This is a genomic window from Streptosporangium lutulentum, from assembly GCF_030811455.1.
GTDB classification, from domain to species: domain Bacteria; phylum Actinomycetota; class Actinomycetes; order Streptosporangiales; family Streptosporangiaceae; genus Streptosporangium; species Streptosporangium lutulentum.
Genome location: NZ_JAUSQU010000001.1, coordinates 959,695 through 974,516, shown reverse-complemented (window position 1 = coordinate 974,516; position 14,822 = coordinate 959,695). Strand labels below are relative to the sequence as shown.

The following is a 14,822-nucleotide window of genomic DNA, read 5'->3' as shown; positions in this document are numbered from 1 at the left end:
CAGCTCTCTCTTCATCCCCGTAAATCACGCATCATGGAGAATCACATGAAAAATCAGCGTAAATGGCTGCTGGCGGCGGCTGCCGCTCTGACCGCGTCCGTGGCGTTCCAGGCTCCCGCCGTGGCCGACCCCGACCCCGGCACCGGCGCCGACGTGGAGGTGAGGGTCGAAATCGAGCCGATCAAGGAGCCGGGCGTGCTCGCCATGTCGATCGCCGCCGACTCCGTCGCGTTGAGCGAGGACGGCTCGACCCTGGAGAACCGCCAGTTCCTCGGAACCCTGCCGACGGTGACGGTCACCGACACCCGCACGATGGAGGAGGTGCCCAGCGGCGGCGCGTGGGCCGTCCTCGGCAACGCGAGCGACTTCGTCGGCGACTCCGGCCAGACGCCCATCAGCGCCGGTCACCTCGGCTGGAAGCCGCGCCTGATCGACGGCGGCGAGACCGGCCTGGTCGCCGAGGGCGAGGAGGTCGTGACCGTCCTCGACGAGCCGACCCAGCCCGGCAACAACGTCGGTCTGGTCGACCAGGAACTCCTGGCCTCGACCTTCGATTCCGGCGAGGTCGCCGGCGGCGCGTACACCGTCAACGCCGACCTGTTCCTGCGCACCCCCGCGGACGTCGCCGCGGGTTCGTACTCTTCGAAACTGACCCTGTCCCTGTTCGAATAACCGACGTTCGAATAACCGACGGGTGGGGGCCGCGACGCCGCGGCCCCCACCATCCCCTTTCGCCGGAGGACCCCGCCGTGATCCGAACCCTGTCTCAGACGCTGCCGCGGCTTCTCGCCGTCCTGGTGGCGGCGCTCCTCACCGTGCCCCTCGTGCCCACCGGCGCGCTGGCCGAACCGACGCTCACCTGGTCGGTCCAGCCGGCCGGTCAGCAGGGCCCGGACGGCCGCCGGTGGATCGAGCTCGCCCTCGACCCGGGTCAGAGCGTGACCGAGCACCTGGCCGTGCGGAACTTCGGCGACGCCTCCGCCGTCTTCGCCTTGAAGGCCGCCGACGGTTACCTCACCGACAAGGGCCGCTTCAACATGCTCCAGTCCGACCGCCCCTCGGTGGACGGCGGCACGTGGATCAAGGTCCAGAACGAGGTCACCGTCGGGGCCAACGAGACGAAGGTGGTGCCGTTCACGATCACCGTGCCGCGCGACGCCTCGCCGGGAGACCATCCGGCCGGCATCGCCGCGACGGTCACCAGCGCCAGCGGAACGGTCTCCGTGGAGAGCCGGGTGGGGTTCCGGGTCATGATGCGCGCCACCGGCACGATCAAGGCGGCGGTGGCGGCCGGCGACCTCACGGCCACGTACGAGCAGTCGTGGAACCCCTTCTCGTCCGGTGTCATCCGGGTCAGGTACACGGCGACGAACAAGGGGAACGTCGCGGTGAGCGGGGCCGGCGAGGTGACGGTCAGCGACCTGTCCGGGCTGGCCGAACGGGACACCAAGACCGCTGTCGAGGAGATCTTCCCCGGCGACAGCCGTACGGTGGAGACCCGCATCGCGGGGGTCTGGGCCCTGGGCCCGCTCTCCACGAGCGTCACCGTGTCCCCGTCCGTCCAGGGGGGCGCCGCCCCCGGCGCCGTGGTCGAGAACGCCGCCACCGGCGTGACGGTCTGGACGGTGCCCTGGCCCCAGCTGGCCCTGGTCGCGCTTCTCGTGATCCTCTTCTTCTCCTACCGGGCCATCACCCGGCGCCGCCGCCGGCGTCTGGCGGACCTGCTCGCCCGCGCCCGCGACGAAGGTCGCGCGGAGGCCAAGGAGTCCCCACGGAACACCCAGGTTCAGGGCCGTCCGTGAACCGCCGTCAGGAGCCGGTGGGCAGCTCGAACTGCACGCACGTCACCCCGCGCATGTCCAGCCACGCGCGGCCGGGTCCCCGTACGAGCCGGAACACGACCTCCTCGCACCCCGGGCAGCGGGCCACCAGCCCGGGAGCCTGGGTGTAGAGGCGTGCCTCGGCCAGCGCGAGGCTCTGGGAGCAACTCGAACACCGCCCCACGGCGGCGGTCAGATCGACGGTGAAGATGTCTCGCAGGGCTCCCCCGGCGGCGTTCCCGTCGATGTGGTCCTCGGTCATGGTTGTCCTCCACTGGGGCCGAATCGTTCGGTGCGGATGCGTGCGGGGTCGTGTCCCGCCGAGACGAGCAGATCGGCGACGTTCTCCACGAAGCCGGTGGGCCCGCACACGAAGCTGATCGGCTCCCGCTCCGGCGCCCAGGCGGCCTGGGCGAGCAGGCCGGCGTCGACGCGACCGGGCGGCCGTTCCCAGTCCTGGGGCACCTCGCGCGTGTAGGCGTAGGTGACGCTCAGGCCGGAGCCGTTCTCACTCGATCGTCGCAGCTCGTCGCGGTAGAACGCCGCCTCGGGCCCACGCGTGGAATACAGCAGCCGGAACGGGGCCCGGGCGCCGCCGGCCTCACGGGTGCGGATCATCGCCATGAGCGGGACGACGCCGGAGCCGCCCGCGATCAACTGCACCGGTTCCGGCCGCTCGGGGCGCCACACGAACCAGCCGCCGATCGGGCCGCGGATCTCCAGCGGGTCTCCCGCGGAGAGCACCCGCGCGAGGTAGGGCGAGACCTCGCCGTCGGGCAGCAGATCGACGGTCAGCTCCAGGCGGTTTCCCTCCGGCGCCGAGGCGATGGAGTACGACCGCTCGGTGGAGTAACCGTCAGGGGCGGTGAGCCGTACGTCGACATGCTGACCGGCGAGGTGGCCCGGCCAGTCGGGCAGGTCCAGGACGATCGTGCGGGCGTTCTGGGTCTCGTCGCGCACGGCGGCCACCGTGGCGACCCGCCAGGTCAGTCGCCCCAGTACCGTTGCTCGCGCCATGGGTCTCCGTAGTTGTGATAACCGACGCTCTCCCAGAACCCCGGTTCGTCGTCGTTGAGAAGCCGGATGCCGCGCACCCACTTGGCGCTCTTCCAGAAGTACAGATGCGGCACGAGCAACCGGGCGGGGCCGCCGTGCGCCGGAGTGATGGGCTCGCCGTCGTAGCGGACCGCGATCCACGCCTTCCCGTCGAGGAGGTCCTCCAGGGGAAGGTTGGTGGTGTAGCCGCCGTAGGATTCCGCCACGGCGTACTCCGCGGACGTCTCCACGCCGGCGAGGAGCGTCTCCAGCGGGACGCCCTCCCAGGTGGTGCCGAGCTTTGACCACTTGGTGACGCAGTGCAGGTCGACCGTGGGCCGCTCCATGGCGAGGGCGTTGAACTCCGCCCAGTTCCAGCGCCTCACCTCCCCGGTCTCGGTGGTGATGCCGAAGCTCCAGGCCTCCGTGGAGATGCGGGGCGTGGGTCCGGCCGAAAGCACGGGGAAGTCCTCGGTCAGGTACTGCCCCGGTGGCAGATCGGGTGCCTTGGCGCGCCTGCGCCCGAAGAACCCCGGTGAGACGGTGCCGATGACGCCCACCTCCCAATATCGTCATGTCAGGACGATCAAGATATATCCCCTTGAATCCATCTCAAGAGGGCGGGTCAGGAGAACGCGGTGAATCCCATAACCCTAACCCGAATCATCTGACGGCCCGCAGGTCAGGGTGCTCGGTGGCGCTCCGCGAAGCCGGCGTCGTCCGCCGGCGAAGCGGTGGAGGCAGCCCCCCTCGCCTCGGCCGCGGTCCGCTTGTTACGGTGCTGTCCGTGCAGTTCTCAGAGGTCTTGTCCGCCGCCCTGCCTTCGAACCGGATCGTCACCGACCCCGACGTGGTGGCCGCCTACTCCCGCGACCAGGCCGCTTGGGCACCGGCGGGGCAGGCCGTCGCGCTGGTCAGGCCCGAGAACGCCGAGCAGGTGCGCCGGGTGGTGGCGGCCTGCGCCGAGCACCGGGTGCCGATCGTGCCGCGCGGCGCGGGAACGGGCCTGTCCGGCGGCGCGAACGCCGTGGACGGCTGCGTACTCCTGGCCCTCGACGGCATGGACCGCATCCTGGAGATCGACACGGACGAGCAGCTCGCGGTCGTCCAGCCCGGCGTGGTCAACGATCGGCTGCGGGCCGCGGCGGCCGAGCACGGCCTGTGGTACCCGCCCGACCCGGCCAGCTCTCCGTGGTCCACGATCGGCGGCAACGCGGCCACCAACGCGGGCGGCGTCTGCTGCGTGAAGTACGGCGTGACCCGCGACTACGTGCTCGGCCTGCAGGTGGTCACCGCGGCCGGTGACCTGGTGAGGGTGGGCCGCAGGACCAGGAAGGGCGTGGCCGGCTACGACCTGGCCGGGTTGTTCGTCGGTTCGGAGGGCACGCTGGGCGTGATCACCGAGATCACCGTGCGGCTGCTGCGGCTGCCGGAGAGCCCGCCGATGACGATCGTGGGCGCGTTCGACTCGCTGGTGTCCGCGGGACGGGCGGTGGCCGCCGTGGCCGCCTCCGGCATCACGCCGAGCGCGCTGGAGCTGGTCGACCGTTACTGCCTGCGGGCCGTGGACGACTGGAAGAACATGGGTCTGGCCGACCTCGGCGACGTGCTGCTGCTCGGCCGGGTGGACACCGGCGACGAGGAGGAGGCGGCGGCGCTGCAGGCGTGCTTCGACGAGGCCGGCGCCGTCTTCAGCACCCGCTCGACGGACGCGGAGGAGGCGGAGGCGCTGTTCTCCGCCCGGCGACTGGCGTACCCGGCGCTGGAACGTCTGGGGCCGGTGCTGACGGAGGACGTGTGCGTGCCGCGCGGCCTGGTGCCGGAGATGCTGGCCCGCATCGAGAGGCACGCCCGGACGCACGACGTGCACATCGCCAACATCGCGCACGCCGGCGACGGCAACCTGCATCCGCTGATCGTCGTCCCCGCCGGGGACGAGGAGGCGCGCGCCCGGGCACAACTGGCGTTCGAGGCCATCCTGGACGACGCGATCGCGCTCGGCGGCACCGTCACCGGCGAGCACGGCGTGGGCCTGCTGAAGAAGCGCGGCATGCACGCCGAGCTGGGCGAGGACGTGCTGGCGCTGCACCGCGCGATCAAGTCCGCGCTGGACCCGGCCGGGATACTCAACCCCGGCAAGATCATCTGAGGAGGGCGTCGTCCATCCCGTGGATCACCGGTGGCGACGGCGCCTTCGCGAAGTGACCCCCGCCGGCGTCCACGGCCCTCGCCGGTCGGCACCCGTCGGCGGCCGGACTCTCCGTGATCGCCGCCGGGGCCCCACACGACGAGGGGCGCCGGCCCGGCAGGCCGGCGCCCCTCGTCGGATCAGAGGCGGTGAAGGTTCAGAACTTCGTGGTCAGCGGTGTGGATCGGCGGCTCAGGGGCGGCCCACCGGCGGCTTGGTGTAGTCGCAGACCCCGGTCGGGAAGATCTTCTTCAGCGTGGCCCGCTGCGCCGGGTCGGGGCGCCACGATCCGTAGTCGCCCCTGGCCACGGCCTTCTCCACCGGCTGGAGCCGGCACTTGTACATCGCCTCGTCGAAAGGCCCGCCGGCGACGACGCGCGACGTGGAGTGGATGGGGAACAGCTTGGTGCAGGCCCCCTCCTGCCGGTCGTCGAGGATTCCGTCCCAGACGTGCCTGCCGGAGGCGATGAGCCGGCCGCCGGTGTCGAAGCAGCGGTCTTCGGCGGCCGAGGGCTTGTTCTGGCCGGTGGTGCGCTTCGGGTTCTTCCGGATGTTCTCCATCCACTGGTCCATGACCTTGAACGCCTCGGTGAGCGGGCTGGACGTGGCGCCGTCGGGCCGCGCGTCCGTGAACCAGATGGCCTGGTTGTCCGCGTTTCCCCGTGCGTCGACGATGCGTTCCCGGCTGACGAAGGACTGCCGGCTGTTGTGCATGTTCAGCTCGTCTTCGAGGTAGTGCCGCCAGTCGATGATCGGGATGTCGATCTGGCCCCGGAAGACGAGACCGGCGCGGTGGGCCGCCTCCATGGCGCCGACATCGCCCTCGGTGCGAGGAGCCGGGGTCGTCCCGCCGTCCGGGCTCAGCGTCATGTTGCGCGAGCTCCACGGGTCGTACGTGCCGCCGGGCACGAACGGCGCCCCTTCCTGCACCATGTCCTCCGGCTTCTTCCAGCCGCCGACGGTGGCGTTGAGCTGCAGGAACTCCGCGGGGGTCAGCGTGCCGTCCTTGAGCGCCCCCAGCCCGTACTGGACGCCGACGTTGTCGAAGGTCTGCCGCGCGAAGCCGTTCGGCCCCACCCCGTAGATGTTGCGCAGGTCATCAAAATGAGTCCACTTCACCGTGTCCATGACGCCCTTGGGCTCCATCAGGCCCTGGTTCGAGCCGGCCGACCCGTAGTGCGGGTTGAGGGTCAGCGGGCTGAGTCCCCGCCAGCCGTTGACGCACTCGCTGGAGCCGGGCTTTCCCGTGTACGGATTGCGGACCGTGCCGCTCGAGTTCATCCCCTCGATCAGCTTGCGGTTGTCCCAGTCCTGCCACTTGGGGTTGTCCGCGGCGGTGACGTCCATGTAGTGCTCGAGCAGCTCGCAGTCGGCGACGTGGATGCCCTGGGTGACCATGTCCGGATAGGCGTACACGGGGATGGCGGCGTCGATGAGGCCGGGGTGGTTCTGCCCGTACACGTACTGCTGGATGCCGCCGCCGGAGGCGCCGATGCCGACGGTGTACAGGGGCGCCCCGTGCTGCTCCACGAACCGCTCCTTCACCATGAGAGCGGTCTCGCCACCGAGTTGGAGGTTGTAGTGGTTTCCGGTGTCGTTGCCCGTGGAGTAGGTCACGGCGTACCCGGCGGCCAGCCCCTCCTCGGCGTAGTACATGTCGTTGAGCTTGGTGCCGAGATCACCCTGGTTGTACCCGATCCCGACCCCACCCGAGCTGAAGCTGTAGATCAGGCGTTTGTTCCAGGCCGAGTCGGCGGGGTGTTCCTCGTCCACGCGGAGCGGGCTCAGCATCGCGATGCTGTAGATGAACCGGTTGATCGTGCCGCGCTCCCAGCGGACGACGAAGTCGCGGACGGTTCCGTCGAGCGTCGTGGTGGTGGCGAGGTCATCGGGCCGGCCACCGTCGGCCGGCAGCGGCTTCCAGGCGCCGTCCGTGGTCCGGTAGACGTAGTCGACCCGCGGCTTGACGCTGCAGTCGCGGCTCCACCCGGTGATCCGATCGGTCTTCTGCCCGTTCGCGTCGAGCGCGAAGACCGGCAGACCGATGTGCTGCTGGTTGTCGGCCAGTGGCTGGCCCAGCCCCGACTCCTCGGTCTTGCAGACGAACGGCTGCTGATGGGGGCCGGAGAAGATCGGCCCGGTGATGTCGTGGTTGGTCAGCGTGAGCCGGGCGTCGAGCCGGCGACCGCCCTCGGTCTCCGCCGTGAGGACGTTGCGGCCGAGCCGCATCCCGTCGACGAGACCGACGAGCGTCTGCCGCTGCTCGCCCGGGGAGAAGTCGCGCGTGACCTCGGCGCCGTTGAGACGGATCCTCACGTGGCGTGGCGACACGCTCTCCGGTACCTGCACCCGCACCCGCGCGTCACCGCCCGACACCTGGTCGGGCCGGCTGGACAGCACCGTGATCTGCAGGTCGTGCTCGTTCCGGTCGTTCTGCCCGTCTCGGCCGTTCTGCCCGTCCGAGGACGGACGGTCGTGCGCGGACGCCACCGCGGGGCCGGCCGCGGTGAGCATGGTGGCGATGGTCAGTGACGCGATGACGGCGAGGTACCGGCGCCGTCCGCCGGAGGGGGAATTCATGATCTACTCCTGAGATCTCGTGCTCATGGACGCCTGGCGGGTCACGGCCCGGTCCAGCCATCGAGGTAGCAGGGGCGGTTTCCGCAGGTGTCGACGACCACGCCGTCGAGGAGGAAGGTCGCCAGTTGCTCCTGCCCCGCCGCGGTCTCCGTGGCGTCCGGCCCGTGCGGGTCCACGCCCTCGTCGTTGGGCACGTTCTCGACGGGCGGCGGCGGTGTCCCCTTGACCTCGCCGTCCACGGTGCGCAGTGGCCCGATGTCCCAGACCGTGATGGTCGCCGGCCCGCGGTACGGCGACCGCTTGATCTCCGGGATCCCCCAGAACGGCGTCTTCTCCTGCGACCGCCCGGGGTCGAGGACGGGGGTGCGGATGCGGGCGCCGATGGTGCGCGCCTCGACCGCCGAGGCCCAGGTGGAGACCTGGTGGTCACCGTAGGACACGAGCATGAGCACCTTGTGCTCGGGCGTGTCCGGGTAGGTGTCGGTCGTCATGTGGTGCGCGTAGCCGCTGGCCTCCGAACGGTCCCACAACATCTGCAGCAGGCCGAAGATGACCTGCTGGTCGAGCTTGTCGGGGTAGTTCTGGTCGAAGATCGTCTGGAACGGCGCGAAGTCGACGCTGCGGTTGAGCTGCAGGCTGTAGTTCATGCCGGGGACGCCGAGCACGGCCTTGGTGAAGTCGGGGGCGACCGCGGTGAGGGCGCCGCCCATGATGCCGCCCTGGCTTCCGCCCATGTAGAGCAGTTCGCGGGTGTCGACGACCGACTCGGTCCGGCCGTTCTTCTCGAACCTGAAGGCGGGGTCGGCCGCGAAGCCGTCCGGGTGGATCATCGCCCGGCCCAGGTAGAGGAAGTCGAGCATTCCCTGCTGCCCGCGGTCGGCGGCCGTGGGGAACTTCGAGATGTCGCGGTAGGTTTCGGGGGCGGTCGCCCGGTCGTCCCTTGCGAGCCCGATCCAGTCGGTCGCGCAGAACATGATGCCGTTGTCGTCGCCGATCGTGTACAGCTTGCCGGAGTCGACCTCGTCCGCGCTGCCGAGCAGGCCGTGGCCGTACAGCGACGGGTGCGCCTTGCGGATCCGCTCGCCGGAGACGGCCGAGCGGGGAATGTTGCAGATGAAGTTCGCGGCCCGCTCGTTGCCGGGGATCTGGGTCGGCAGCGAGGATCCCTTCGAGTAGTGGAACGTCGATCCGGTGGGGCAGTTGGTCTCGTCGAGATAGCACGGCACGAAGACGTTCCCCGCGACGCGGCGGGCGACCTGGTCGTTCTCGCCCTGCTGGCACCCGTCGGCACCGCACTGCCCGAAGTCCTGCACCGAGTCGACGGTGAATCGCGGAGAGCGGCCCTTGACCGACTTGTCGGAGAGGTCGGTGTCACCGAGCTGACGGAAGGCGTCGTCGCGGATGTGCAGCATCCGCTCCGAGAGACCGCGCTCGCTGGCGACGGTGAAATCCCAGGCGAGGTAGAGGCCGCGCCGATCGACCCCGGCCCTCTCCAGCTTCGCGAAGATGTCCTTCATCTGCCCGAGGCGCCGATCGTCGACCTTTCCGTGGCCGTGCCGGGAGTCGGCGTACGCCGCGAACGCGGGGCCGGCCGGGATGATGCGCCCAGCCTTGTCCCGCATCGAGCGAAGGGCGACGATGTAGCGCGTGCCCTCCGCGAGGTTCGCGGCCGGACGGATGATCAGAGCCTGGCGGGCGGGATCGGTCGCGTTGGCGTCGAGTTCCGCCCAGTACGGCGTGCGCTTGCCGGTTCTGGCGTTGAGCAGCACGATCGGCGCGTCGTCGTCGAGCGACCTGCCGATATCGGTGATCGGCGCGGCCTTGGTCTTCTTCAGATCGATCCCGGGCACCCGGGTGAGGATCGGCGTGCCGGGGCTGAAGCCGTCGTTGCGGTTCCATTCGGTGGGGTCGATCGGGGTTCCGGCAATGTTCTGAGGCATCATCCCGGGCGAGAAGGCAACGCGACGGCCGGTGGCGGTGGACCGATCGGGAACGGTGAAATAGTCATTGGGGAAAGGCAGCAGGCAGGCGGCGGGGTCGATCGGGTCGCAGCCGGGCTGCGGGCCGCCATGACCGGGACCGAATTCGGCATCGGCACTGGGAGTAGGGGTCGGCGGCGGTGTGCCTGTGGCCGCGGCCACAGGCGTGCCCACCGTCAGGGCGGCCGTGACGACCAGCGCGCTGAAGAGAGCCAACGAGCGATTCATGATGCATTCCTCGGATAAGCCGGAATCGGCAATCTTGGGATGCTAACCCGATCACTTATCCGGCAACCATCGGTGTTCATCCGAGAGTTCTGATGGTCAGTTGTGATTTCTCCCAAGTGCGCGCAGGGTCAACGCCGCCCCCAGCACCAGGACGCCCCGTCCCGTTCCCACGGAGAAGCCGGTCAGTTCGCATATCCGGGTCAGCCGGTAATCAAGGGTGTTGGGATGGATGTGCAGCGCGGCCGCCGTCCGTCTCCGGTGGAAGTCGGAGGCGAACCAGGCCTCAAGGGTCTGCACCAGCTCGGGCCCCGACTCCAGCGGCAGCAGGACGTCCGCGAGACGCCGGCCCACCTGCCCGGCGCTCGCCAGCACGTACTCCAGCAGGACGTCGTCGAGGGTGTACGTCCCCGGTGCGGCGTTCAGCCGCCCGGCGAGCTGGAGCACGTGTTCGGCCTCCGCCGCCGCGGACGGCAGGTCGGCGAGGCCGGCGCCGGAGGCGACCGCCGCGAGCACCGACGCGTCGGCGGCCTTCGCCAGCCGCGCCACCGTGGCCTCGACCCGGCCCTCACGGTCGTCCCGTCCCGTGATCGGGAGAAGGACCACGCCGCCACCGGGTGCGAGCACGCTGAGCACCTCGTGGCCGATGTCGTCGAACAGGCTCTGCTCCATCCGCCGCAGCTTGCGGCGGGCCGCCACCGCGCTCTCCACCTCCTCGTCGCGCTCGTCCACCGACGACTCGACCCGCACCGCCAGCACGTGGTAGCCGGCGGACAGCGGATGACCGGCGCGCTCGGCCAGCTGATGCGCGGGCATTCCCGCGAGGAGCGCCTCGGCCAGTCGGCGACGCGCCTCCCGATCCTCGTCGTGGATCGCCTGGCGTTCCTCGAGATAGGCGGCGGCGACGGCGCTGGTGACGACCTGGGTGTAGGTGATCATCAGTTGCGCGGCTTCGAGCAGGTCCTCGCGCTCCTCGGGACGCGCCTCGGCGCAGAGCGCCTGCCAGCCGAGTTTCGATCCCACGCGGTAGGCCGCGAGCACCGTCTCCAGCGGCACGTGCTCCTCCGCCCGTCGCGCCGCGCTGCGGCGAACGACGAGAAGCTCCCGCTCCCCCGGCAGCTCGTTCTCGCTGAGGACCCGGAAGAAGAGCCGCAGGTTGTGCCGGCAGATCTGGAGGATCTCACCTTCCAGTTGCTCCCGGGGCAGGTGGGCGTAGAGGGGGACCTCCACCACGAAGGCGTCGACCATCCGGCCGGCGAGCAGGTCGAGGCGCGAGGCGACACGCTCGGCGAGGGCGTTCAAGCGGCGCATGGTGATCCGCCGGCCATTCTCATCGGCCTCCTCGGTGATCGGGGGAGGTCATCGTATTCCCCGCCGAGCCGGCATGACGATCACCGTTTGCACCCGGACGGGAGGCCGTGGCCGACCACGCCCTGGCCTGGGCCCTGGAGCACGCGACGTCCTCCCGCGGCACCCGAGCAGGACCGTCATTCGTATGATCGAGGGTGGCCCGCCCACGATGACTCCGGACTTCGAACAGGCCCTGGCCCACGGAGTTGGACAGCCGAGGCCACGCGTAGCCTTTCCTCAACATCCACCCAATCCGAGGAAGGGCTCGATGGCCGACGCCTCCCCCTCCCGACGAAGCGCCGGAACCGAACCGACGCCCGTCGTACCCGCTGCCGCCGCCCCCGCGGCCCGTCCGGGAGATGACGCCGCTTCGCTGACCGTCCAGGTCCTCGGTCCCTTACGGGTGTGGCGTGACGGCGTCGAGATCGACACCGGACCGCGGCAGCAGACCTACCTGCTGGCCCTGTTGCTGATGCGCGCGGGCCGACCGGTCAGCTCTTCCGAGCTCATCGACCTCGTCTGGGACGACAGGATGCCGACGTCGGCGTTGAACATCGTACAAAAATATGTCGGGACGTTACGACGGCTGCTCGAACCGAACCTGCCCGCGCGGGCGCCCGGCTCCTACCTCCACCACCGCAGCAGCGGCTACCAGTTCGACGACAGCCGCGTGGCACTCGACCTGACTGAATTTCGCCGGCTCCTCGGCCTCGCCCGCGCCGCACTGGACGCCCACCGGTTCGAGGAGGGAGCCGACGCATACGAAGAGGCTCTGTCGCGGTGGCGAGGGTCCGCGGGCGACGGGCTGACCCTCAGCGCCGCCGCCTACCCCCTGTTCGCCTCCGTCAACCGCGAGCTGCTCGACGCCTGCGTCGAGGCCGCTCGCGTTGTCGTGCCTCGTGGTCACGCCAAACGCATCTTGCAACCGCTACGCCTCGCCGCATGGATCGCGCCCTTCGACGAGACCGTTCAGGCGACGCTCATGACCACCCTGGCGGCGTCGGGACAGCAGACGGAGGCCCTGTCCGTGTTCGACACGATGCGAGCACGGCTGGCCGAGCTGGGCATCGATCCCGGTCCAGCGCTCCGCGAAGCGCACCGGCACGTTCTCCAACAAGCCGAGGCTGTCTTCACACCGCGCGTCGCCGGCCTTCTCCCGGAAGCCGCGCCCGGATCCAAGCCCGGCGCGCGCCCCACGAGCGGAGCGCGAAAACCTTCCGGCAGCCGGTCTGATCGTCTCGTGGGTCGGCAGGAGGAACTCGCCCTCCTCCGCCATGTCGTCGACCCGGCCACCTTCGCCCGAGCGCAGACCGTACTCGTCGAGGGTCCACCAGGAGTGGGCAAGAGCCGGTTGCTCGCCGAAGTCACCGACGAGGCCGCCGCGAACGGTGCCCTCACTTTCTGGGGTCGATGCCACGACGGCGAAGGCGCCCCGTCGATGTGGCCCTGGGTCCAGATTGTCGAGGCCCTGATCGCGGCACTGCCGGAGGACGACCGGGCACGTTGGGCCGCCGAACTCGGCGACCTGCTGCAGCACCCCGCACGCGACGCCGAGGTCTTGGCGCGGCCGGATGCCGGAGCGCAATTCCGTTTGTACGGCAGCGTCGTCGCACTGTTCAACGCAGCCGCCGCACGCCGGCCCCTGGTCGTCGTCGTGGATGACCTTCACTGGGCAGACCAGGCCTCGCTTCAGCTGTTCACACGCCTGGCCGAGTCGCTCCCGGACAGGAGCGTGTTGATGGGCACCTTACGCGGCCACGCACCGACGCCCAGCCAGCACCTGCGGCGCATGTTGGCGGCGGTCGCGCGCCAGGACCGCCACCGACGCATCGTTCTCGGTCCCCTTGGACCATCCGATGTCGCCGAGTTGGTCCACCAGGAGACCGGGCGGTCTCCGAGTCCCGGCGTCGCGCGGAGCATACAGGCCCGCACCGAAGGCAACCCCCTGTTCGTGCGCGAGCTCGCGAGATTCCTGGCCGAAGAGGACCACCTGTCCGACCAAGCGGCAGCCCAGGCCGCCGTCCCGTCCACGGTACGCGACATCGTCCGCGACCGGACGAGCAAGCTCGACGACGGGGACCGTCGCCTCATCGAAATCGCGGCCCTGATGGGCCGCGACATCGACGCCCGCCTGTTGGCGAGCGCATCCGACCTCGACCCGTCGCAGTGCCTCACTCGCCTGGAGACCCTTGAAGCGCTCGGCCTGGTCGAGGTGACCTCCGGCTCCCTGGGTGACTGGCGGTTCGTGCACGATCTCGTCCGCGAGTCGGTGGCCCGCTCGACGTCCCGATCAGATGCGAGCCACTTCCATCTGCGCATCGCGGCCGCGCTCGCGCGGACCCAGGAACCGGCCGAGCGTCATGGTGAGGCACTCGCCCACCACCTGTGCGCGGCGGGCCCGCTCGCCGAGACGGAGCAGACGGCGCACGCACTCGTTGTCGCGGCCCGCATCGCGGCAAGACGATCCGCCTACGAGACCGCGGAGAAGCACCTCGACACCGCGGCCCACATCGCACGCGGCGCCGGCCTCCTCGGCCTTGAGCTGACCGCGCTCACTGAGCTGACCGCCATCGCGGGTATCCACGCCGGCTTCGTCGGAGCCACCATGGACCATCTGGACCGCGCCGAGGAGATCGCTCGGTCGCTCGGCCAGGAACGGGAGGCCACCGGCTTCCTCTTCTCCCGGTTCCTGGCTCATGCCCAGGGCATCCAGCTCGACGCCGCCGGGCGCCTCGCGCGCCGGCTGCTGGATCACGGTCAGCGCTCCTCTGACCCTGTCGTCCAGGCTTCCGGCCATCACGCGTGGGGAGTCCACCAGTGGAGTTTGGGCAATATCGGTGAGGCCTATCGGAACCTGAGCCAGTCCGATTCGCTCATCCATGCCCAGCGAGACGCCGAGCCGCTGCGACACCGACTGCAGATGATGACGCCGGTCATGCTGGCGCTGAACACCGCGTTGCACGGCGACCTGGTTGCCGCGCGCCGGCTTTTTGACGTGGTGGAGTTCGACGCGGGCGGCGACCCCTATGCCATCAGCATCTGGGGCTCCTTCGCCGTCACCGCGGCGGCCGCCGCGGGAGACTTCGCCTGGGTGCTGCGGACGACCGAGACGGCGATCAACGCTGATCCGGACTTCTCCTTCACGTTCTCCGGCAGCTACCTGCGGCTCGCGAGGCACTGGGCGAAGGCCATGTTCAGCGGTGACCCGGCCACGTCGGCCACGTCGGCCACGGAGATGGAGCGCATCATCGAGACCACACTGGTCGACCCACCTCGATCGAATCTGGCCACCTGGTACGCGCTTCTCGCCGAGATCCAGCTTTGCGCCGACGACGTCTCCGCCGCCCTAACCGCATTGAACAAGGCCGAGACGTTCATCGACACGCACGGCGAACGGTATGCGGAGGGCTTGGTCTTCCTCATCCGCGCGAAGGCGCTTCAAGCCGGCGGCGACGTCCGGTCTGCCGTGCGCGCCGCCCATCGGGCGCTCGTCCTTTCGCAGGAGCGCGGAGCCCACCTTTTCGCAGCGCGCGCCAACGACTTGCTCGCCGAGCTCCCCCGCAGCGGTTACGACGACGTTCCGGGCCTGCACGCGGATCACGGTTAGAAGGCCGCTGAAGATGGTGGGGGTCTGGCTTCGCCGTA

10 protein-coding genes are annotated in these 14,822 nt (G+C 70.0%); 4 read left to right on the top strand and 6 right to left on the bottom strand.

Annotation, left to right across the window (positions count from 1 at the left end; translation table 11 throughout):
- The first annotated feature begins 45 nt into the window (after positions 1 to 45).
- Positions 46 to 672: a hypothetical protein gene (locus tag J2853_RS04160; RefSeq protein WP_307555134.1), complete on the top strand. Its 627-nt coding sequence runs from the start codon at positions 46 to 48 to the stop codon at positions 670 to 672.
- Positions 673 to 749: 77 nt separating this feature from the next.
- Positions 750 to 1,802 carry a WxL protein peptidoglycan domain-containing protein gene (locus J2853_RS04155; protein WP_307555132.1) on the top strand — a complete coding sequence of 351 codons (1,053 nt, stop codon included), beginning with the start codon at positions 750 to 752 and terminating at the stop codon, positions 1,800 to 1,802.
- A gap of 7 nt (positions 1,803 to 1,809) precedes the next feature.
- On the opposite strand, the gene J2853_RS04150 is transcribed toward J2853_RS04155, so the two are convergent.
- From J2853_RS04150 to J2853_RS04140, 3 genes are read right to left on the bottom strand one after another with little or no spacing between them, the layout of a single operon-like run.
- The gene (locus J2853_RS04150; protein ID WP_307555130.1) at positions 1,810 to 2,082 is read right to left on the bottom strand and encodes a DUF6510 family protein; all 273 of its coding nucleotides are present in this window, start codon (positions 2,080 to 2,082) and stop codon (positions 1,810 to 1,812) included.
- The gene (locus tag J2853_RS04145) at positions 2,079 to 2,837 is read right to left on the bottom strand and encodes a ferredoxin reductase (protein WP_307555128.1); all 759 of its coding nucleotides are present in this window, start codon (positions 2,835 to 2,837) and stop codon (positions 2,079 to 2,081) included. Before J2853_RS04145 ends, J2853_RS04150 begins: the two co-directional genes overlap by 4 nt.
- Positions 2,807 to 3,415, bottom strand: a complete 609-nt coding sequence (locus tag J2853_RS04140) for a sulfite oxidase-like oxidoreductase (protein ID WP_442480511.1) — start codon at positions 3,413 to 3,415, stop codon at positions 2,807 to 2,809. The genes J2853_RS04145 and J2853_RS04140 overlap by 31 nt, the downstream gene beginning before the upstream one ends.
- A gap of 221 nt (positions 3,416 to 3,636) precedes the next feature.
- Here J2853_RS04140 and J2853_RS04135 point away from each other — a divergent pair, with 221 nt between their 5' ends.
- Complete coding sequence (locus J2853_RS04135) at positions 3,637 to 5,004, top strand: FAD-binding oxidoreductase (protein WP_307568590.1); 1,368 nt, start codon at positions 3,637 to 3,639, stop codon at positions 5,002 to 5,004.
- Between the two features lie 231 nt (positions 5,005 to 5,235).
- On the opposite strand, the gene J2853_RS04130 is transcribed toward J2853_RS04135, so the two are convergent.
- The 3 genes from J2853_RS04130 to J2853_RS04120 all read right to left on the bottom strand — a co-directional run bounded on the left by J2853_RS04130 (position 5,236) and on the right by J2853_RS04120 (position 11,129).
- Positions 5,236 to 7,623, bottom strand: a complete 2,388-nt coding sequence (locus J2853_RS04130) for a DUF6351 family protein (RefSeq protein ID WP_307555126.1) — start codon at positions 7,621 to 7,623, stop codon at positions 5,236 to 5,238.
- Positions 7,624 to 7,664: 41 nt separating this feature from the next.
- On the bottom strand, positions 7,665 to 9,830 hold the full coding sequence (locus J2853_RS04125; RefSeq protein WP_307555124.1) for a hypothetical protein: 2,166 nt from the start codon (positions 9,828 to 9,830) through the stop codon (positions 7,665 to 7,667).
- Positions 9,831 to 9,926: 96 nt separating this feature from the next.
- A complete protein-coding gene (locus J2853_RS04120) occupies positions 9,927 to 11,129 on the bottom strand; it encodes a PucR family transcriptional regulator (RefSeq protein ID WP_307555122.1) in 1,203 nt (400 codons plus the stop codon).
- A 316-nt stretch (positions 11,130 to 11,445) separates the two neighbouring features.
- On the opposite strand from J2853_RS04120, the gene J2853_RS04115 reads away from it, so the two are divergent.
- Positions 11,446 to 14,784: an AAA family ATPase gene (locus J2853_RS04115; RefSeq protein ID WP_307555120.1), complete on the top strand. Its 3,339-nt coding sequence runs from the start codon at positions 11,446 to 11,448 to the stop codon at positions 14,782 to 14,784.
- Positions 14,785 to 14,822: the final 38 nt, after the last annotated feature.

Coding starts and splice junctions, on each gene's coding strand:
- J2853_RS04125 (WP_307555124.1), bottom strand. CDS start 9,830: ATGAATCGCTCGTTGGCTCTCTTCAGCGCGCTGGTCGTCACGGCCGCC.
- J2853_RS04160 (WP_307555134.1), top strand. CDS start 46: ATGAAAAATCAGCGTAAATGGCTGCTGGCGGCGGCTGCCGCTCTGACC.
- J2853_RS04150 (WP_307555130.1), bottom strand. CDS start 2,082: ATGACCGAGGACCACATCGACGGGAACGCCGCCGGGGGAGCCCTGCGA.
- J2853_RS04115 (WP_307555120.1), top strand. CDS start 11,446: ATGGCCGACGCCTCCCCCTCCCGACGAAGCGCCGGAACCGAACCGACG.
- J2853_RS04130 (WP_307555126.1), bottom strand. CDS start 7,623: ATGAATTCCCCCTCCGGCGGACGGCGCCGGTACCTCGCCGTCATCGCG.
- J2853_RS04145 (WP_307555128.1), bottom strand. CDS start 2,837: ATGGCGCGAGCAACGGTACTGGGGCGACTGACCTGGCGGGTCGCCACG.